This is a genomic window from Actinomadura citrea (assembly GCF_013409045.1).
GTDB classification, from domain to species: Bacteria; Actinomycetota; Actinomycetes; order Streptosporangiales; family Streptosporangiaceae; genus Spirillospora; species Spirillospora citrea.
In genome coordinates this window covers 6,796,612-6,815,322 of sequence record NZ_JACCBT010000001.1, presented here as the reverse complement: position 1 = coordinate 6,815,322, position 18,711 = coordinate 6,796,612, and the positions used below count along the sequence as shown (strand labels likewise).

The 18,711-nt window shown below is 71.3% G+C and carries 16 protein-coding genes; 9 read left to right on the top strand and 7 right to left on the bottom strand.

The features are described from left to right. The first annotated feature begins 36 nt into the window (after positions 1–36). Positions 37–1,302 (top strand): SAM-dependent methyltransferase, encoded by a 1,266-nt coding sequence (locus BJ999_RS31325; RefSeq protein ID WP_179836601.1) that lies wholly within the window; start codon positions 37–39, stop codon positions 1,300–1,302. Positions 1,303–1,371: 69 nt separating this feature from the next. On the opposite strand, the gene BJ999_RS31320 is transcribed toward BJ999_RS31325, so the two are convergent. Both BJ999_RS31320 and BJ999_RS31315 read right to left on the bottom strand, forming a co-directional pair. After that, the gene (locus tag BJ999_RS31320; RefSeq protein ID WP_179836600.1) at positions 1,372–1,866 is read right to left on the bottom strand and encodes a cupin domain-containing protein; all 495 of its coding nucleotides are present in this window, start codon (positions 1,864–1,866) and stop codon (positions 1,372–1,374) included. A 31-nt stretch (positions 1,867–1,897) separates the two neighbouring features. After that, positions 1,898–2,269, bottom strand: a complete 372-nt coding sequence (locus BJ999_RS31315; RefSeq protein WP_179836599.1) for a DUF4267 domain-containing protein — start codon at positions 2,267–2,269, stop codon at positions 1,898–1,900. 90 nt (positions 2,270–2,359) lie between these two features. Between BJ999_RS31315 and BJ999_RS31310 the strand changes: the two genes are divergently transcribed. After that, positions 2,360–2,932 carry a TetR/AcrR family transcriptional regulator gene (locus tag BJ999_RS31310; protein ID WP_179836598.1) on the top strand — a complete coding sequence of 191 codons (573 nt, stop codon included), beginning with the start codon at positions 2,360–2,362 and terminating at the stop codon, positions 2,930–2,932. A gap of 33 nt (positions 2,933–2,965) precedes the next feature. Here the strand turns inward: BJ999_RS31310 and BJ999_RS31305 are convergent, their stop codons facing one another. Beyond that, positions 2,966–4,453 carry a tetratricopeptide repeat protein gene (locus BJ999_RS31305; protein WP_179836597.1) on the bottom strand — a complete coding sequence of 496 codons (1,488 nt, stop codon included), beginning with the start codon at positions 4,451–4,453 and terminating at the stop codon, positions 2,966–2,968. A gap of 179 nt (positions 4,454–4,632) precedes the next feature. Here BJ999_RS31305 and BJ999_RS31300 point away from each other — a divergent pair, with 179 nt between their 5' ends. Then, a complete protein-coding gene (locus tag BJ999_RS31300; RefSeq protein ID WP_179836596.1) occupies positions 4,633–6,189 on the top strand; it encodes a GMC family oxidoreductase in 1,557 nt (518 codons plus the stop codon). On the opposite strand, the gene BJ999_RS31295 is transcribed toward BJ999_RS31300, so the two are convergent. Next, the gene (locus BJ999_RS31295; RefSeq protein ID WP_179836595.1) at positions 6,170–7,051 is read right to left on the bottom strand and encodes an alpha/beta fold hydrolase; all 882 of its coding nucleotides are present in this window, start codon (positions 7,049–7,051) and stop codon (positions 6,170–6,172) included. The genes BJ999_RS31300 and BJ999_RS31295 overlap by 20 nt on opposite strands. A 161-nt stretch (positions 7,052–7,212) precedes the next feature. Here BJ999_RS31295 and BJ999_RS31290 point away from each other — a divergent pair, with 161 nt between their 5' ends. Together BJ999_RS31290 and BJ999_RS31285 are read left to right on the top strand one after the other, a co-directional pair. Beyond that, positions 7,213–8,604: an aspartate aminotransferase family protein gene (locus BJ999_RS31290; protein WP_179836594.1), complete on the top strand. Its 1,392-nt coding sequence runs from the start codon at positions 7,213–7,215 to the stop codon at positions 8,602–8,604. 146 nt (positions 8,605–8,750) lie between these two features. Then, positions 8,751–9,998 (top strand): cytochrome P450, encoded by a 1,248-nt coding sequence (locus BJ999_RS31285; protein WP_179836593.1) that lies wholly within the window; start codon positions 8,751–8,753, stop codon positions 9,996–9,998. A gap of 7 nt (positions 9,999–10,005) precedes the next feature. Here the strand turns inward: BJ999_RS31285 and BJ999_RS31280 are convergent, their stop codons facing one another. Beyond that, complete coding sequence (locus BJ999_RS31280) at positions 10,006–10,740, bottom strand: SDR family oxidoreductase (RefSeq protein ID WP_179836592.1); 735 nt, start codon at positions 10,738–10,740, stop codon at positions 10,006–10,008. Positions 10,741–10,854: 114 nt separating this feature from the next. Here BJ999_RS31280 and BJ999_RS31275 point away from each other — a divergent pair, with 114 nt between their 5' ends. Continuing rightward, the gene (locus BJ999_RS31275) at positions 10,855–11,697 is read left to right on the top strand and encodes a helix-turn-helix transcriptional regulator (RefSeq protein WP_179836591.1); all 843 of its coding nucleotides are present in this window, start codon (positions 10,855–10,857) and stop codon (positions 11,695–11,697) included. A gap of 20 nt (positions 11,698–11,717) precedes the next feature. Here BJ999_RS31275 and BJ999_RS31270 read toward each other — a convergent pair whose 3' ends face one another. Continuing rightward, positions 11,718–13,262: a long-chain-fatty-acid--CoA ligase gene (locus tag BJ999_RS31270; RefSeq protein WP_179836590.1), complete on the bottom strand. Its 1,545-nt coding sequence runs from the start codon at positions 13,260–13,262 to the stop codon at positions 11,718–11,720. Positions 13,263–13,552: 290 nt separating this feature from the next. On the opposite strand from BJ999_RS31270, the gene BJ999_RS31265 reads away from it, so the two are divergent. Together BJ999_RS31265 and leuS are read left to right on the top strand one after the other, a co-directional pair. After that, complete coding sequence (locus BJ999_RS31265; protein WP_179836589.1) at positions 13,553–14,167, top strand: TerB family tellurite resistance protein; 615 nt, start codon at positions 13,553–13,555, stop codon at positions 14,165–14,167. A 228-nt stretch (positions 14,168–14,395) separates the two neighbouring features. Beyond that, on the top strand, positions 14,396–16,858 hold the full coding sequence (leuS, locus tag BJ999_RS31260) for a leucine--tRNA ligase (RefSeq protein WP_229810166.1): 2,463 nt from the start codon (positions 14,396–14,398) through the stop codon (positions 16,856–16,858). Between the two features lie 162 nt (positions 16,859–17,020). On the opposite strand, the gene lexA is transcribed toward leuS, so the two are convergent. After that, positions 17,021–17,707, bottom strand: a complete 687-nt coding sequence (gene lexA / locus BJ999_RS31255; protein ID WP_179836587.1) for a transcriptional repressor LexA — start codon at positions 17,705–17,707, stop codon at positions 17,021–17,023. Between the two features lie 177 nt (positions 17,708–17,884). On the opposite strand from lexA, the gene BJ999_RS31250 reads away from it, so the two are divergent. Next, complete coding sequence (locus tag BJ999_RS31250) at positions 17,885–18,220, top strand: LysM peptidoglycan-binding domain-containing protein (protein WP_179836586.1); 336 nt, start codon at positions 17,885–17,887, stop codon at positions 18,218–18,220. Positions 18,221–18,711 lie beyond the last annotated feature (491 nt).

The following is an 18,711-nucleotide window of genomic DNA, read 5'->3' as shown; positions in this document are numbered from 1 at the left end:
CGTCCGGGCAGGGGCGGAGAGACAGGAGGAACCAAGATGACGCTGGCCAGGGTCTTCGAGCAGCTCGCCGGGGCTGAGGCGCCAGTGGAGTTCACGGCCTACGACGGATCTCGGGCGGGGGTGCCCGGCGCCGACATCCGTTTCGACGTGCGCTCACCGTACGCGGTCTCGTACCTGCTGCACTCGCCGGGCGCGCTGGGGCTCGCCCGCGCCTACGTCACCGGCATGATCGACGTCAACGGCGACATGATCACGGCGCTGACGACGATGCAGCAGGTGCTCAGCGATGTGACACCGCGCGACAAGGCGAAGATCACCGCTGGGGTGATGCGCGATCCGCTGCTGCGCGCGGCGGCATCCCGCCGACTGGACCCGCCGCCGCAGGAGGCGCCGTTCAGCCGCATCCCGTCGTGGCTCCGGCACTCCAAGCGGCGGGACGCACGGGCCATCTCCCATCACTACGACGTGTCCAACACCTTCTACGAGTGGGTGCTCGGCCCTTCCATGGCCTACACCTGCGCGTGCTTCCCGCATGAGGGCGCCACGCTGGAGGAGGCGCAGTTCGCCAAGCACGACCTGGTGGCCAAGAAGATCGGGCTGAAGCCGGGGATGCGGCTGCTGGACGTCGGCTGCGGCTGGGGCGGCATGGTGATGCACGCCGCGAAGGAGTACGGGGTCAAGGCGCTCGGTGTCACGCTGTCCAAGCAGCAGGCCGAGTGGGCGCAGAAGGCCATCGCCGACCGGGGCCTGTCCGACCTCGCGGAGGTCCGGCACATGGACTACCGCGACGTGACCGAGACCGGCTTCGACGCGGTCAGCTCCATCGGCCTCACCGAGCACATCGGGAAGAACAACCTTCCGGCCTACTTCTCCTTCCTCCACGGGAAGCTGAAGAAGGGCGGGCGGATGCTGAACCACACCATCACGCGGCCGGACAACAGGTCCCCGTCCCGCAAGGAGAACGGGTTCATCAACCGGTACGTGTTCCCGGACGGTGAGCTGGAGGGCCCGGGCTACGTCCAGAGCCAGATGAACGACGCGGGGTTCGAGATCCGGCACCAGGAGAACCTGCGCGAGCACTACGCGCGCACGCTCACCGGCTGGTGCGAGAACCTCGACGCGCACTGGGACGAGGCCGTCGCCGAGGTCGGCGAGGGCACCGCCCGCGTGTGGCGCGTCTACATGGCCGGCTGCGTGCTCGGCTTCAACCAGAACTGGATCCAGCTGCACCAGACGCTCGGCGTGAAGGTGGAGGACGACGGCACGAGCCACATGCCGCTGCGGCCCGACTGGGGATCGTGACGGCGCGACCGCTGCGACCGCCGACGAGCCGACCGGACGTTCCGGTCGGCTCGTCGCCGTTTCGGGCCGTCAGGCCCGCGCTCTCTCCCAGGCCTCGCTGGACAGGAAGTAGGTGTCGTAGATCTCCTGGACGTCCAGGAGGCTCTCCGGCGGGACCTTTCCGTAGGCGATGCGCTCCAGGTGGCGGAAGTACTCGAACCGCTCGACGCCCGGGGTGATGACGATGAGGATGTCGGCGCCCTCCCCGGGGGCGGCGGCGAAGGCGTGCGGCAGGCCGGGCGGGACGACGACGAGGTCGCCGCGTTCGGCGGTCACCACCTGCTCGCCCGAGAGGAGCTGGGCGGTGCCGTCCAGCATGTAGAACATCTCGGCGGAACCGTCGTGGCGGTGCGGTTTGGCACCGTCCGCGCCGGAGTCCAGGGTGACCCGCTGGGTGGACAGCGCGCCGCCGGTCGAGCCGCTGTCGGCCAGCAGCCGGATGGTGACGGGGGACCGGCCGATCACCTCGGCCTCGGCGGAACGGACGATCACGGACGCATCGAAGTCCGGTGAGATCAGCGACATGCGGTGGGCTCCTTGTCCGGGACGGAAGAGGTCAGACGGCGAACAGCAGGGCGGCACTGACGAGCACGGCCACGGCGGTGGCGAAATGGACGCCGAACGCGACGGCCTTGGCGCCGCCGTGACGCAGGACGATCAGGGTGTCGCCGAGCGGCGCGAGGGCCACGACCAGCATGTACCAGCCCGCGGCGTGGGCGTCCGCGAAAGCGATCAGGGCGAGGCCGAGGATGCCGAACGTCAGGTCGCGCAGCCCCTTGATCTCCAGGTAGGCGATGTCGCCGTCCGGCTTGGCGGGGACGCCGTAGCCGGCGGCCGCCGCGCGGGGCGCCATGAGGAACCGCACGCCGATGAAGACGCAGAACAGGGCGAGCACGACGGCCAGTGCGTAGGCGACGGGGGTGAGCATCAGCGTCTCCAAGAGTGCTAGCAGTGCTAGGAACAAGGTCGACGCTAGCATAGCGTCGACAGGATGGCTAGCAATGCTAGAATCACTGCCATGTCGATCCAGGGACGCCGCGAGCGCGAACGGGCGGAACGCGAGAAGCTGATCATCACGGCGGCGCGGGAGCTGGCCGAGAGCGAGGGGTGGGACGCGGTGACGACGCGGCGCCTCGCCGCGGAGATCGATTACAGCCAGCCCGTCCTCTACAGCCACTTCAAGGGCAAGGTCGCCATCATGGCGGCGGTCGCGGTCGAGGGATGCGCCGAGCTCGCGGGCGCCTTGCGTGAGGCGCGCACCGCCTCCTCCGAGCCCGCCGGGGCGCTGGCGGACGTCGCGGCCGCCTACACGGACTTCGCCGAGCGCAGGCCCGCCCTCTACGACGCGATGTTCACCCGCGCCGTCGACCTGCCGTTCGCGACCCCCGAGGCGCCGCCCGCGCTCCAGGAGGCCTTCGGTGAGCTGCGCGAGACCGTCCGGCCGTTCGCGGGCGGGGACGACGTGGACGTGCTCACCGAGACGTTCTGGAGCGGTCTGCACGGCCTCCTCACCCTGATGCGGGACGGGCGCATGCACCGCGAGCACCACGACCTGCGCATGGCCGTCCTGCTCCGCCGCTTCGCCGCCTGACCCCGCCCGCCGCGGCCGGGAACACCGGGCCGGTCAGTGGGAGGCGCGTCCCGCGGTGGTGGCCTTGATGAGGCCGTCGGGGGTGAAGGCGACCGTCACCTGGCCGCCCTGCGGGGCGACGCCGTCGATGACCTCCTCGTTCTCCCTGATCCGGCATCCGTGGTGGGCGAGGAAGCCGCGGACGACGCGGCGCTGCTCGGTGGGGAAGATCTCGGCGGCGGTCGTCATCAGGCGCGTCGCCGAGAGCGGGTCGAACTCGGCCTCGGGGAGGGCGGGGTCGTCGACGTGGAAGTAGAACGAGCCCTTCCCGTCGTTCACGCGGCAGCTCTGGACGCCGTTGCCGCCGAGCAGCGCGGCGGCGGCGATGGCCATGGTGGTCGCGGCCTGATGCGGGTCGGGGAAGCCGGACAGGTCCAGGCGCCCCGCCGCCAGCTCCGGGACGGCGTGGCGTTCGCCGTGCTCGCGGACGGCCGCCAGCGGGACGACGGCGGGCACGTCGTCGCCGTAGTGCGGGTTGGCCCACGCCCACAGCCATGTGTCGCTCAGGTGCGAGAAGCTGCCGAGGAAGGTCATGCCGTGGAAGGTGCGGCCGCCCGCGGTGAGGGTGCGCTCGTCGACGTCGAAGGCGATGTCGCCGTCCCCGACGGCGGCGTTGAGGACGTCCTGCCGCTGGATCGCCGCGGCCGAGCCCGCACTGGCGAACGCCTCGAACTCCGGGCTGTAGACGCTGAGCCCGCCCAGGAACTCCGACCAGAACCGGGCACCGCGCTCGTCGCCCCGGCGCCGGTAGAGGTCGCCGAGCTTGCGGGCGGCCTGCTCGACACCGGCCTCCTGCACCGATCTGCGAAACCAGCCGATCGCGGCGTCCTCGTCCCCCGCCTTCTCGAAGTGCGCGCCGAGGCAGTAGGCGGCCTTGGGATGCCCGAGATCGGCGGCCTGCCGCCATGACCGGATCTGCCCGACGGGATCGCCCTTGTCCTGCCGCACGAAGCCCAGGTTGAAGGCGGCGCCTCCGTTGCCGCGCTCGGCGGCGCGGGCGTACCAGGTCTCCGCCGCTTCGAGGTCGCCCTTCCCGCCGTCGTCGTACAGCCGGCCGAGGTTGAAGGCGGCCTTGTCCGAGCCGAGCTCCCAGGCCTGGCGGAAGAAGCCCATGGCCTCGTCGACGTCGCCCCGGTCCTCCAGGAGGATGCCCAGGTTCAGGGCGCCGCCCCCGAAGCCGCCCTCGGCGGCCCGCCGGTACCAGCGTTCGGCGGCCTCCAGGTCGCCGCCGCGCTCCGCGCCGTAGCCGACCTCGAAGGCGCTCTCGGGAAGCCCCGCCTCCGCGGCCCGCCGCCACCACGCCATCGCCTCCCGGTCGTCACCGCGTTCCGCCGCGATGAAGCCGAGTTCGTGGGCGCCCCCCGGATGCCCCGATTCGAACGCCCGCCGCAACAACTGCTCGGCCTCCGCGACGTTCCCGCCGCGCTTGGCCTCCATGCCGCGCTCGTACGGTTCGACTGATCCGGCCGGGTACTCGGTCATCTCATGCCCCTCTGAGTGATCACAGGTTCACGGGATCGACGCCGCGCGCCTGATCCGGGTTCCATCGGCGTGGGGACGACCGAAACCGTTCCGCACGCATGGACGGGCGGACCCCTCCGGTGGTAAGCCCGGGGGGAAGAACGGGCCCGTGCCGCGGCCCGTGGAGAGCGGGAGCCCTCATGGAACACGACTATGTCATCGTCGGCGCCGGGTCCGCGGGATGCGCCCTGGCCGCGCGGCTCTCCGAGGACGCCTCCGTCACCGTCGCCCTCCTGGAGGCGGGCGGCCCGGACGACAAGAGCGAGATCCACATCCCGGCCGCGTTCCCGAAGCTCTTCAAGACCGAATACGACTGGGACTACAGCACCGCGAAGCAGCCCGAGCTGGACGGGCGCGAGCTGTACTGGCCGCGGGGGAGGATGCTCGGCGGGTCGTCCTCGCTGAACGCGATGATGTGGGTGCGCGGCCACTACGACGACTACGACGACTGGGACGTCCCCGGCTGGTCCTACGAGGACGTCGTCCCGTACTTCAAGCGCGTCGAGGGCCGCGTCGGCAGCAACAGGGGCGACGTCTACGGGACGTCCGGCCCGGTCACGATCTCCGAGCAGCGCAGCCCGAACGTGACGACGCGGGCGTTCCTGGAGGCGTGCGCCGCCGCCGGCCTGACCAGGCTGCCCGAGCTGAACGGCCCGTCCAACGAGGGGTACGCGCTCACGCCGGTCAGCCAGCGGCGCGGCAGGCGGTGCAGCGCGGCCGACGCCTATCTGCGTCCCGCTCGCGGACGCCCCAACCTGACCGTCGTGACGGGCGCGCAGGTGTCGCGGGTCCTGATCGAGGACGGGCGCGCGACCGGCGTGGAGTACGGCGGCGAGCGCGTCACGGCGCGCCGCGAGGTCGTCCTGGCCGCGGGCGCGGTCGGGTCGCCGCACCTGCTGATGCTGTCCGGCGTCGGCGACCCCGAGCACCTGCGGGGCGCCGGCGTGGAACCGGTCGTGGAGTCCCCGGAGGTGGGGCGCCACCTCCAGGACCACCTGTCGGTCGGGGTCGTCCGGCACTGCCCTGAAAGGGTCACGCTCGCGGGCGCGGAGTCGCTGCCGAACATCGCCCGCTACCTGCTCGCGCGGCGCGGGCCGTTCACCTCCAACGTGGGCGAGGCGGTCGTGTTCACCAAGAGCGCCCCCACCCTGCACGCCCCCGACCTCGAACTGATCTTCGCGCCGGCCCCCTACATCGCGCACGGGCTCACCCCGCCGACCGAGCACGGCGTGACGCTCGGCGTCGTGCTGCTGCGGCCCGAGTCGTCGGGGCGCATCACGCTCGCCTCCGCGGACCCGGCCGTCCCGCCGGTGATCGACCCCGCCTACCTGACGAAGGAGAGCGACCTGCGGCGCCTGATGCACGGCGTCCGCCGCGCGGAGGAGCTGATGGCCGCCGAGGCGCTCAAGCCCTACGTCGGCGACGTCATGCAGCCCTACGTGGGCGCGGACGACGAGGAGGCGCTGGCCGCCTACGTCCGGGGGCACTCCGAGACGCTCTACCACCCGACCGGAACGTGCCGGATGGGCACCGGCGCCGACTCCGTCGTCGACCCGGACCTGCGCGTCCGCGGCGTCGAGGGGCTCCGGGTCGCGGACGTGTCGGTCCTGCCGCAGATCACCCGGGGCCACACCAACGCCCCCGCGATCATGATCGGCGAGAAGGCCGCCGACCTGATCAGGCGGCCAGCCAGCTGAGCACGCGCTCGTTCACCTCGGCAGGACGGTCCAGCTGGAGGAAGTGGCCGGCGGCGGGGATCCGCTCGGCCCGCGACCCCGGCGGGAGGGCGGCCCGGACGGCGTCGAGGTCGACCGCGTCCGCGGCGAGGCAGCCGTCCTCGGCGCCGTGCAGGTAGAGCACGGGGCGCTCGCCCACGACGGTGGTCGCCTGCTGCTCGGCCGCGTACCGGTCGACGAGCCGGGACGGGTCGAGCATCGCGCGGTAGTACCCGATCGCCGCCGCGGCGTTGGCGGGCGCGGCGAGGCACTCCATGACGCGGTCGACGTCCCCGGACCGGTCGCGGCCGTCGTCCGGGGACCAGTCGCGCCACAGCCCTTCCACGAACGCGCGGTCGAACGCGAGTTCGGCCAGCGGCGTCTGGAAGACGAAGATGTAGAACGAGCGCTTGAGCTGCTCGTAGTCGAAGAAGGCGGTCGTCATCACCGATATGGGCGGGACGGACAGGGCGACCGCCTTGCGCCAGCGGTCAGGGGCGGCGTTCGCGGCGCCGTAGGCGGCGAAGGCGCCCCAGTCGTGGCCGATGAGCACGGCGTCCGGGCCGCCGCCGAGCGCCTCGTGCAGGGCGACGGCGTCAGCGGCGAGGGCGCCGCTCTGGTACGCGCCGTCCTCGGGGACGGACGTGGGGGCGTAGCCGCGCATGAAGGGGGCCACGGCGCGGTATCCGGCGGCGGCCAGTTCCGGCATGAGGTGCCGCCAGGTGTGCGGGGAGTCGGGGAAGCCGTGCAGCAGCAGCGCCAGGGGCCCGTCCTGGGGGCCGGCGGTGAGGTATCCGAAGTCGAGCCCGTTCGCGTTGGCCGATCCGGCCGTGATGTCGCCCATGTACGCCTCCTGGTTCGCGGCGAACGGTACCCGCGGCGTCACGGCACGGGATCAGCGGGGCCGTCTCTCTTCGGATATCGGCGTATCACCATGTATTTACAGCGGATTCCGCAGTCACATAGCATCGAGGCAACTGGATCGATCGCACCGAGGGAAACGTGATGACCGAGTCGGACGTGACCAGCCAGCAGCACGACGCGATGCAGAGGGCGGCGCGCGACCATCTGTGGATGCACTTCGCGCGGCACTCGGCGTCCCGGGACGGCGGCGAGATCCCGGTGATCGTCCGAGGTGAGGGCGCCTACGTGTACGACTCGGGGGGCCGCCGCTACCTGGACGGGCTCGCCGGGCTGTTCACCGTCCAGGCCGGGCACGGGCGCGAGGAGCTGGCGCAGGCCGCCGCCAAGCAGGCCGCCGAGCTGGCCTACTTCCCGATCTGGTCGTACGCGCACCCGAAGGCCGTCGAGCTGGCCGAGCGGCTCGCCGCCCTCGCGCCCGGCGACCTGAACCGCGTCTTCTTCACCACCGGGGGCGGCGACGCGGTGGAGAGCGCGTGGAAGCTCGCCAAGCACTACTTCAAGCTCACCGGGAAGCCGGCCAAGCACAAGGTGATCAGCCGCGCGGTCGCCTACCACGGCACCCCGCACGGCGCGCTGTCGATCACGGGCCTGCCCGGCCTGAAGGCGCCGTACGAGCCGCTGGTGCCGAGCGGCTTCCGGGTGCCGAACACCAACATCTACCGCGCCGCCGAGCACCGCGACGACCCCGAGGCGTTCGGCCGGTGGGCCGCCGACCGGATCGAGGAGGTCATCGAGTTCGAGGGCGCCGACACCGTCGCCGCCGTGTTCCTGGAGCCGGTGCAGAACGCCGGCGGCTGCTTCCCGCCGCCGCCCGGCTACTTCGAGCGCGTCCGCGAGATCTGCGACCGGCACGACGTCCTGCTGGTGTCGGACGAGGTGATCTGCGCGTTCGGCCGCCTCGGCACGATGTTCGGCGCGCAGCGGTTCGGCTACACGCCCGACATCATCACCTTCGCCAAGGGCGTGACGTCCGGGTACGCGCCGCTCGGCGGGATGCTCGTCGCCGACCGCCTGTTCGAGCCGTTCAGGGGCGGGACGGAGATGTTCGCGCACGGCTACACCTTCGGCGGGCACCCGGTGTCGGCGGCGGTGGCGCTGGCCAACCTCGACCTGTTCGAGCGCGAGGACCTGACCGGGCACGTCCTGCGCAACCGGGACGCGTTCCGGAGCACGCTGGAGCGGCTGCGCGACCTGCCGATCGTCGGCGACGTGCGCGGTGACGGCTACTTCTACGGCATCGAGCTGGTGAAGGACCAGGCCACACGCGAGACGTTCGACGACGAGGAGTCCGAGCGCCTGCTGCGCGGGTTCCTCGACAAGGCCCTCTACGAGGCGGGCCTGTACTGCCGGGCCGACGACCGCGGCGACCCCGTCGTCCAGCTGGCACCGCCGCTGATCTGCGACCAGGGGCACTTCGAGGAGATCGAGCAGATCCTGCGCTCCGTCCTCCAGGAGGCGTGGACGCGGTTGTGAACGGCCGCCGGGACCCGGCGCGTTCCCGGGGCCCGGCGGACCAGTGTGAGGCGCGTCACCCGGCCGATCAGTGTGCGCTTGCTGCTTGACTTTGAGAGGGTGCCTGTAAACCGAATCGGGTTCGGACATGACAAGGCGGTGGGCGCGTGCTCAAGGTCGACGACATCAACCTGACGGACTGGGAGTTCTGGCGGCGACCGCACGACTACCGGCACGAGGCGTTCAAGGCGCTGCGGTGGCACGCCGGCCTCATCCGCTACGAGGAGCCGGACATCGTCATCGCGCCCCAGGGCCCCGGCTACTACGCGCTGACCCGGCACGCCGACGTCGTCGAGGCGTCCCGCCGCCCGCAGGACTTCTGCTCCGGCAGAGGTGCCATCAGCATCCCGGACATGCCGGGCGACATGCACGAGTACTTCGGCTCGATGATCAGCATGGACGACCCCCGGCACGCCAAGATCCGGCGGATCGTGTCCCGGGCGTTCTCGCCCCGCATGATCAAGCGGTTCGAGGACCGGGTCGAGGCCGTCGCGGGCCAGATCGTCGAGAACGTGGCGGCGGGCGGCGGTTCGGGCGACTTCGTGACCGACGTCGCCGCCCGGCTCCCCCTGAAGATCATCTGCGACATGATGGGCATCGCGGAGGAGCAGTACGGGACCGTCCTGGACGCCACGAACGTCATCCTGGCGGGCAACGACCCCGAGTTCATCCCGTCCGCGGAGCCGGAGCAGATGGCGATGGCGCTGCTCGGTGCCGGCGAGACGCTGCGCGGCCTGGTCGAGGACCTCGGGCGGCAGCGCCGGGCGGACCCCACCGACGACCTCACCTCCGCCCTGGTGAACGCCAACCTCGACGGCGAGTCGCTGACCGACCAGGAACTCGGCTCGTTCTTCATCCTGCTGGTCGTCGCCGGCAACGAGACCACCCGCAACGCGATCGCCCACGGCCTCGACCTGTTCACCCGCAACCCCGACCAGCGGGCCCTGCTGGTCGAGGACTTCGAGAACCGGATGCCCGGCGCGGTCGAGGAGATCGTCCGGTACGTCTCGCCGGTCATCTGGATGCGCAGGACCGCGACCCGCGACACCGTGCTGAACGAGCACGAGATCAAGGAGGGCGACAAGCTCGTCCTCTACTACTGGTCGGCCAACCGGGACGAGTCGGTCTTCGCCGACCCGGAGCGGTTCGACATCCTGCGCGATCCGAAACAGCACGTCGGGTTCGGCGGGCCCGGGCCGCACTTCTGCCTCGGCGCGCACCTGGCCAGGCGCGAGATCACCGTGATGTTCCGCGAGCTGCTGCGCCACGCGCCCGCCATCCGCGCCTCCGGCGACCCCGACCGCCTGGAGTCCAACTTCATCAACGGGATCAAGCGCCTGCCCTACACGATCTGAGCCCGGACTACCAGGGCAGGGGGCCGTCCTCGGAGAGGAACGCGCCCGTCGCGCCGCCGTCGTCGCCGAGGAGGGCCACTCCGGCGATCACGGACGCCCCCTGCTCCGGCGTCCGGTACCCGGCGTGTTCGTTGAGGTCCGTCGCGCAGTACCCGGGCGTGGCGGCGTTCACCGTGATCGAGGTGCCGGCCAGCTCCTTGGCGTAGGCGACGGTGACGGCGTTCAGCGCCGACTTGGACGCGTTGTACGGCAGCAGGTTGACGCCGTGCACCGGGCTGGACGGGTCGCCGTGCAACGTCAGCGAGCCGAGTTCGCTGGAGACGTTGACGATCCGCCCGGCGGGGGAGCGGCGCAGGAGCGGGAGCATCGCGTTGGTGACCGCGACGACGCCGAACACGTTGGTCTCGAACGCGGTCCGGACCAGGTCCGGCGACGTCCGGCTCGGCGGGAAGCCGGTGGCGCCCGTTGTGGTGATCCCGGCGTTGTTGACCAGGATGTCGAGCCGGCCGAACTCGGCGTCGATCCACTTGGCGGCGGCCTCGACGGTGTCGGCGTCGGTGACGTCCAGCCGGACGAACCGGGCGTCGATCCCCTCGGCGGCGAGCGCGGCGGCGGCCGGCTCGCCGCGCTCGGCCGAACGCGCCCCGAGCAGGACGGCGGCGCCGCCGCGGCCGAGGATGCGGGCCGTCTCGAGGCCGATGCCCTTGTTGGCTCCGGTGATGAGTGCGATCTGTGTCGTCATGCCGTCCAGGTTGCCCGGCGGTGTCCGGGCTGAGGAGAGACCGGCCGAAGCTGGGATCGGCCGTACCACCCTCGACCCGGCGGCAGGTCCGTCGTATCGGACATGCTGGAGAACATGGACAGACAGCAGATGGCGGCGTTCCTGCGTTCCCGGCGGGCCCGCGTCCAGCCCGCGGACGTCGGGCTCCCGAGGGGGACGCGCCGCCGAACCCCCGGTCTGCGCCGGGAAGAGGTCGCGCAACTGGCCGGAATGTCGGTGGACTACTACATCCGGCTGGAGCAGGGACGCGGGCCTCGTCCGTCCAGGCAGATCCTCGGTGCGCTGGCGCGGGCGCTGAGGCTGACCGACGACGAGCGTGCTTACCTCTACGCCCTCGCCGGTGAAGCGCCGGAACCGCCGAGCGGCCCTTCGCAGGACGTCCCGGCGGGCATCGTCCACCTGCTCGAACGGCTGGACGACACGCCCGCCTACGTGCTGAACGCCCGGCAGGACATCATCGCCTGGAACCCGCTCGCGGCGGCGCTCATGACCGACTTCGCCGCGATGGCGCCTCACGACCGCAACGTCGTCCGCTGGCTGTTCACCGGCCGCGACATCGAGCGGTACGGCGCCGACGAGTACGTGACGCAGTTCGCCCGCGGACTGGTGGCCGACCTGCGGGCGGCGTCCGGCCGGTATCCGGGCGACGCGGGCATCGCCAGGCTGGTCGCCGAGGTCGCCGGCCGCAGCGCGCTGTTCGCCAGGCTCTGGGACGAGGGCGAGGTCGGGATCAGGCGCGGCAGCCGCAAGCGCATGACGCATCCCGTCGTCGGCGAGCTGGAGATGCACTGCGACGTCCTGTACGTCCCGGAACGCGACCAGCGGGTCGTCCTCTACACGACCACGCCGGGCACGCCCTCGCACGAGGCGATGAAACTGCTGCGCGTCGTCGGGACCCAGGACCTCAGCATCCGCTGAGGCCCGGGCCCCGCGCGCGGTCAGCGCAGCTCGCGCTTGAGGATCTTGCCGGTGGCGGTCATCGGCAGCTCGTCGCGGAACTCGACGATCCGCGGGTACTTGTAGTTGGCGAACTGCTCCTTGCCCCAAGCGACCAGCTCGTCCTCGGTGACCGCGGCGCCGGGCGTGCGGATCACGTACGCCTTGACCTCCTCGCCGTGCGAGGGGTGCGCGACGCCCACGACCGCGGCCAGCGACACCTCCGGATGGGTCATCAGGACCTCTTCCAGCTCCCGCGGGTAGACGTTGTAACCGCCCCGGATGATCATGTCCTTGGAGCGGTCGATGATGTAGTAGTAGCCGTCCTCGTCGCGCCGGGCCACGTCACCGGTGCGGAACCAGCCGTCCCGGATGGCGGCCTCGGTCGCCTCGGGGCGCCCGTGGTACCCCTTCATGATGTTGTGCCCCCGGATGGCGATCTCGCCGGGCCCCTCGCCCTCGATCTCCTTCCAGTCGTCGTCGATCAGCTTCATCTCCACGCCCCACACGGGCAGGCCGATCGAGCCGGGCTTGGTCGGGCGGTCCGGGCGGTTGAACGAGGCCACCGGCGACGTCTCCGACAGGCCGTACCCCTCCAGGACGTCCACGCCGAACTTGGTCTTGATCCCCTTGAGGACCTCCATCGGCAGCGCCGATCCGCCCGACACCGCGACCCGCAGGTTCTCCCGGATCGACGCGATGTCCTCGTCGGAGGTCTCGTCGGTCAGCAGCCCCCAGTACATCGTCGGGACGCCCGCGAAGATGTTCACCTTCTCCTTGACCATCAGCTCGACGGCCTGCCGGGCGTCGAACCTCGCCTGCATCACGAGCGTCGCTCGCCGGTAGAGGCCGACGTTCATCACGCACGTCTGCCCGAAGATGTGGAACAGCGGCAGCGTGACCAGCGACGTGTCGTGCAGCGTCCGGTAGAACAGCGTGTCGTCCACCATGGCGTTCGTCAGCAGGTTGCTGTGCGTGAGCTCGGCGCCCTTGGGCTGCCCGGTCGTCCCGCTGGTGTAGATGATCACGGCGGGGTCGCCCGGCCCGGTCTGCGCCGTCTCGCAGGTGCCCGGCTTCCCCGCGAGCGCCGCCCAGAACAGCTCGGCACCCTCGACCGGGGACTCGGCGGCGGACGGGTCGGCGGGCAGCAGGAAGAGGTGCTCGCACCCCTCCGCCTGCTCGAACCCGGCGCGCCCCATCTCGCCGAGCGGCAGCTCCGGCGTCCCCTCGAAGCAGAAGAACGCCTTGGCGCCGGAGTCGCCGAGGTGGTAGGCGATCTCCCGCGGCTTGAGCAGCACGTTCAGCGGGACGACCACCGCCCCCGCCTTGAGCACCCCGAAGTACACCATCGGGAAGTACGGGAGGTTCGGGCTGGACAGCGCCACCTTGTCGCCCGGCCCGATGCCGCGCTCGCGCAGCAGGTTCGCGACCTGGTTCGCGACCTGGTCGAGGAAGGAGTAGGAGAGCCGGAGGTCCCCGAACACGACGGCGTCGCGGTCGGGCGTCTCTCGGGCGGCGTCCTCCAGCAGCACGGACAGGTTGAGCATGGCACTCCTCGCGCGGAAAGGTGACCGGCCGGTTAGTTACCGACGAGTGTATGAAACCGTTCCGCACATCCTGCTGCACGGGGCTCGTCCGACGCCATCATTCGCAGCCCTTGACGTGGCGTTCTCGTCGTTGCGACGGCGCACCCGCGAAAGGGAGGGAGTCCGCCTTGTCGGGCCTTCGGCGTCATGACCGGATCCGGCCGGTCCGCGCGGGCGCCGGGGCCCGCGCCGGATGCCGGTCGCCCGGCGGCGCTAGCATGTGCCGCTGCAGCGAGAAAGGGTGCGCGATCTTGATCATCTTCGGCTGGCGGGTGGTGTTCTTCACCCTGACCAGGGGAACCTTCCACTGTCCCGGGTGCGGCGGCGACCGCGAGTACCGCCGCAGGCAGGGGCGCAACTTCTTCACGCTGTTCTTCGTTCCGGTCATCCCGCTGATGAAGGCCGGCGGCGAGTTCGTCGAGTGCGACGCCTGCCACGGCCGCTGGAATCCCGCCGTGCTCGACGTGCCGACGACCGCGCAGCTCGCGCAGATGCCCGCGATGCTGCTGCGCCTGGCCATCGCCCAGGTCCTGCGCTCCGGCGACTACACCAACGCGGCCGCCCGCTCCCGCGCCGTCGTGGTCGTCCGGCAGGCAGGCGAGCCAGGGTACGACGAGTCCGCGCTGAACGCCGACCTCGGCCGTCCCTTCGACGAGGTCCGCGTGGAGATGGCGCGCGCCGCCTCGGCCCTCGCCCCCGAGGCGCGGGAGAGCATCCTGCGCGCCGCCGCCGAGATCGCTCTGGTCGACGGCCCGCTGACCGTGTCCGAGGAGGAGACGCTGTCCGCCGTCGGCGCCGATCTGGAGCTGACCCGCGTGCAGGTGACCGGCGTCGTGTCCATGGCCCGCCAGGAGTCGGGGCACTAAGTCGCGGCGGGCGGGGTTGCGGCTGCGCTACTCTTGAGGTATGCCAACCAGGCTGCTCCTCGAAGGACCACGTTGACGCACTGACGTCAGCGTGGTGGCCCCTCCTGTGCGAGGGGCCGTTTCATGTCGGCGGACGGCCACGACCCAGCAGCAGGAACCGGAGTCAGAAGCGTGAGCAGCGACGTTCCCCACCGCGCAACGCCGGGGGGTGCAGGGGGGGCGTCCCCCCTGAGCGACGGGTACGACCCACGGGCGGTCCAGGACAAGTGGCAGGCCCGCTGGGAGGAACTCGACCCCTTCAAGGCGGACGAGAAGGGCCCCGCCGAGGAGCGCCGCTACGCCCTGGACATGTTCCCCTATCCCAGCGGCGACCTGCACATGGGTCACGCGGAGGCGTTCGCCATCGGCGACGTCGTCGCGCGCTACTGGTTCCAGCGCGGCTTCAACGTCCTGCACCCGATCGGCTGGGACTCCTTCGGCCTGCCCGCCGAGAACGCCGCGATCAAGCGCGACTCGCACCCCGCCGAGTGGACGTACGCCAACATCGAGACGCAGGCGGCCTCCTTCCGCCGCTACGCCCCGTCCTTCGACTGGACGCGGCGCCTGCACACCTCCGACCCCGAGTACTACAAGTGGACGCAGTGGCTGTTCCTGCGCTTCTACGAGCGGGGCCTGGCCTACCGCAAGGGCGGCCACGTCAACTGGTGCCCGAAGGACCAGACGGTGCTGGCCAACGAGCAGGTCGTCGGCGGGCACTGCGAGCGCTGTGGCGCGCTGGTCGAGAAGCGCGTGCTGACCCAGTGGTACTTCAAGATCACCGAGTACGCGGACCGGCTGCTGGACGACATGGCGCAGCTGGAGGGCAAGTGGCCCGAGCGCGTCCTGCTGATGCAGCGCAACTGGATCGGCCGCTCCACCGGCGCCGACGTCGACTTCGTGATCGAGGGGCGCGACGAGCCCGTCACCGTCTACACCACCCGCCCCGACACCCTGTACGGGGCGACGTTCATGGTCGTGGCCGCCGACGCCGCGCTGGCCGAGGAGGTCTGCCACCCCGACCACCGCGCCGCGTTCGAGGCCTACCGCGACGAGGTCTCCCGCGAGAGCGAGATCGAGCGGCTGTCCACCGAGCGTGAGAAGACCGGCGTGTTCCTGGGCCGCTACGCGATCAACCCGGTCAACGGCGAGCGGCTGCCCGTCTGGGCGTCCGACTACGTCCTGGCCGAGTACGGGCATGGCGCGATCATGGCCGTCCCGGCGCACGACCAGCGCGACCTGGACTTCGCGCTGAAGTTCGGCCTGCCCGTCCGCATCGTCGTCGAGACAGGCCTGGCCGACCCCGCCGAGACCGGCGTCGCCACCCCCGGCGACGGCGCGATCGTCAACTCCGGCCCCATCGACGGGCTGACCAAGGCCGACGGCATCGCCCGCATCACCGGGATCCTGGAGGAGCGCGGCACCGGTCGCGCGTCGGTGAACTTCCGGCTGCGCGACTGGCTGGTGTCCCGGCAGCGGTTCTGGGGCTGCCCGATCCCGATCGTGCACTGCGAGGCGTGCGGCGAGGTCCCCGTCCCCGACGACCAGCTGCCGGTGACCCTGCCCGAGGGCCTGCGCGGCGCCGACCTGGCCCCCAAGGGCACCTCGCCCCTGGCAGCCGCGTCCGACTGGGTGAACACCGAGTGCCCCAAGTGCGGCGGCGCCGCCACCCGCGACACCGACACCATGGACACGTTCGTCGACTCGTCCTGGTACTACTTCCGCTACTGCTCGCCCGACTACGAGGACGGCCCGTTCGACACCGAGCGGGTCCGCAAGTGGATGCCGGTCGACCAGTACACGGGCGGCGTCGAGCACGCCATCCTGCACCTGCTGTACAGCCGGTTCTTCACCAAGGTCCTGTACGACATGGGCATGGTCGACTTCACCGAGCCCTTCACCCGGCTGCTGAACCAGGGCCAGGTGATCAACCAGGGCAAGGCGATGTCGAAGTCGCTGGGCAACGGCGTCGACCTGGGCGAGCAGATCGGCGAGTTCGGGGTGGACGTCGTCCGGCTGGCGATCCTGTTCTCCGGCCCGCCCGAGGACGACATCGACTGGGCCGACGTCTCCCCGCACGGCATGTCGAAGTTCCTGTCCCGCGTGCACCGCATCGCCGCCGAGGTCTCCTCCGAGCCCGGCGCGGACGTCGCCTCCGGCGACACGACCCTGCGCCGCGCCACGGCCCGCACGGTCGACGAGGCCACCACGCTGGTCGAGACGCAGCGGTTCAACGTCGCCATCGCGCGGATCATGGAGCTGGTCACCGCGACCCGCAAGGCCATCGACTCCGGCCCCGGCGCCGCCGACCCGGCCGTCCGCGAGGCCGCCGAGGCGATCGCGGTCCTGCTGTCGCTGTTCGCCCCCTACACCGCCGACGAGGCGTGGGAGATGCTGGGCCGCACCGCGCCGGTGGTCCGCGCGGGCTGGCCGTCCGCCGACCCCGCGCTGCTGGTGGAGGAGTCGGTCACCTGCGTCGTCCAGGTCGCCGGAAAGGTCCGCGACCGCCTGGACGTCCCGCCCGGCATCGCGGACGAGGAACTGGAACGCCGCGCCCTGGCCTCGGCCAAGGTCCAGGACGCCCTGGCCGGCGCCGACATCGCCAAGATCATTGTCCGGGCCCCCAAGATCGTCAACATCGTCCCCAAACGCTGACCACCCGCGACGCCGCGCCGCTCCCACCCTGAGCGGCGCGGCGATCCCTCTACACCTCCCGCGCCTCTCCCCTCCGGCGCACCTGCGGGCCGGTCGTGGGGCTGGGGTCGGGCATGCGTGAGCGGCCGCCGGAGACGCTCCGGCGGCCGCCGACGGCCGGTGTCACATCTTGCGGAGCACCGCCACGACCCGGCCGAGCACCGACGCCTCGTCGCCGGGGATCGGCTCGTAGGCGGGGTTCTGGGGCATCAGCCAGATGTGTCCGTCGTCGCGGCGCTTGAACGTCTTGACCGTGGCCTCGCCGTCGATCATCGCGGCCACGATGTCGCCCTGCTCGGCCACCGGCTGCTGCCGCACGACCACCCAGTCACCGTCCGCGATCGCGGCGTCGATCATCGAGTCGCCGGTGACCTTCAGCAGGAAGTGGGTGCCCTCGCCGACGAGCTGCTTCGGCAGCGTGAAGACGTCCTCGACGGCCTCCTCGGCGAGGATCGGGCCACCGGCGGCGATACGGCCGACGAGCGGCACGTAGGCGGGCGTGGGCTGCCCCGAGGTCTGCTCGTAGGCCTCCTCGTGGGTGCGCACCGGCGTCGTGCCCGGCACCCGCACCTCGACCGCGCGCGGCCGGTTGGGGTCGCGCCGCAGGAAGCCCTTGCGCTGCAGCGCCCGGAGCTGGTGCGACACGCTGGAGGTGCTGGTCAGCCCCACGGCCTCGCCGATCTCGCGCATCGAGGGCGGGTACCCGCGGCGCTGGACCGAGTCACGGATCACCTCCAGCACCATGCGCTGTCGCTGCGTCAGGCCCGTCTCGTCCATCGGCCCGTCGGGCAGCTCCCGGACCTTGCTCATCGCTAGTCGCCTCCCGGGCGCCTCGGATCCGTCACTCCTTGTCATGGAACGCTATCGCGTCCAGGCCCGATGATCAAACAATTGTTCGAAGATGTGCTCGCTTTTTCGGGACGGCCCCTGGTAGAACATCGTACAGACGTTCGATCGAAAATGCATTCGAAGTCGAGGAGGGGAGAGATGCCGGGTTCACCCCACAGTGGCCGTCCTCCGATCCGCCTGACCCGCCGGGGCCGCGTCGTCCTGGTCGCCTTCGTCGCCACCGTGACGCTCGTACTGCTCTGGCTCACCATGGGTTCGGGCGCGTTCGCCGGCTCCCGGGAAAGCCACGGCGGCGCGTCCCGTCCCGCCGAAACGGTCGTCGTCGAGCCCGGCGAAACCCTGTGGGACATCGCCTCCACCGCCGATCCCGGCAGCGATCCGCGGCTTGTGGTGCAGCGCATGATCGACCTCAACGGTCTGGCCGGCGACCCCACCGTCCACCCCGGCCAGCAACTCCGGCTTCCGTCGAGCTGACCGGCGCGCCGGGCTCGGTCACGCTCAGTCACCCTGGATGCGGTGACTCAAGGTGCCCGTCGAACGACGCGGAGCGGCGGGTGCCGCCCGTCGGCGCGACGGGTCGCGCTCGTCGCGGCGGAGCGCCGTGAGCTTGCGTGCGGGCGGCGGTGCCGGCGCTTGCCGGCAGGGGGCGGGATCGGCGGCCGGGGGCGCCGCGGCGAGCGGCTGGCAGCGCGCGGGAGAGGGGCTCTTGCTGGGACTTCGGCGTGCCGGGGGTTACCGGGAGGGGCCTGTCGGGGGCGGTGGGTGACGACACGCCCGGAGGGAAAATCGGGGTGCCGGAGATGACCTGCGCGGACGTGGCGGATGTGACGCAGGGGGCTCGGGACCAGGTTGCGAACGAGTCCGGTGAGCCGTACGGTTGACCACAACATCTAGTAGTCACATCGATGTAGTTCCCTATATATGGCACTATCATCGGTGTAACTCGTTTACGTCAGGGGAGGGAC

Bases quoted from the DNA above. Each gene is read 5' to 3' on its own strand.
- BJ999_RS31300 (WP_179836596.1), top strand. From the start codon at position 4,633: ATGGAACACGACTATGTCATCGTCGGCGCCGGGTCCGCGGGATGCGCC.
- BJ999_RS31305 (WP_179836597.1), bottom strand. From the start codon at position 4,453: ATGACCGAGTACCCGGCCGGATCAGTCGAACCGTACGAGCGCGGCATG.
- BJ999_RS31270 (WP_179836590.1), bottom strand. From the start codon at position 13,262: ATGCTCAACCTGTCCGTGCTGCTGGAGGACGCCGCCCGAGAGACGCCC.
- BJ999_RS31290 (WP_179836594.1), top strand. From the start codon at position 7,213: ATGACCGAGTCGGACGTGACCAGCCAGCAGCACGACGCGATGCAGAGG.
- BJ999_RS31315 (WP_179836599.1), bottom strand. From the start codon at position 2,269: ATGCTCACCCCCGTCGCCTACGCACTGGCCGTCGTGCTCGCCCTGTTC.
- lexA (WP_179836587.1), bottom strand. From the start codon at position 17,707: ATGAGCAAGGTCCGGGAGCTGCCCGACGGGCCGATGGACGAGACGGGC.
- BJ999_RS31250 (WP_179836586.1), top strand. From the start codon at position 17,885: ATGCCGGGTTCACCCCACAGTGGCCGTCCTCCGATCCGCCTGACCCGC.
- BJ999_RS31275 (WP_179836591.1), top strand. From the start codon at position 10,855: ATGGACAGACAGCAGATGGCGGCGTTCCTGCGTTCCCGGCGGGCCCGC.
- BJ999_RS31320 (WP_179836600.1), bottom strand. From the start codon at position 1,866: ATGTCGCTGATCTCACCGGACTTCGATGCGTCCGTGATCGTCCGTTCC.
- BJ999_RS31310 (WP_179836598.1), top strand. From the start codon at position 2,360: ATGTCGATCCAGGGACGCCGCGAGCGCGAACGGGCGGAACGCGAGAAG.
- BJ999_RS31280 (WP_179836592.1), bottom strand. From the start codon at position 10,740: ATGACGACACAGATCGCACTCATCACCGGAGCCAACAAGGGCATCGGC.
- BJ999_RS31295 (WP_179836595.1), bottom strand. From the start codon at position 7,051: ATGGGCGACATCACGGCCGGATCGGCCAACGCGAACGGGCTCGACTTC.
- BJ999_RS31325 (WP_179836601.1), top strand. From the start codon at position 37: ATGACGCTGGCCAGGGTCTTCGAGCAGCTCGCCGGGGCTGAGGCGCCA.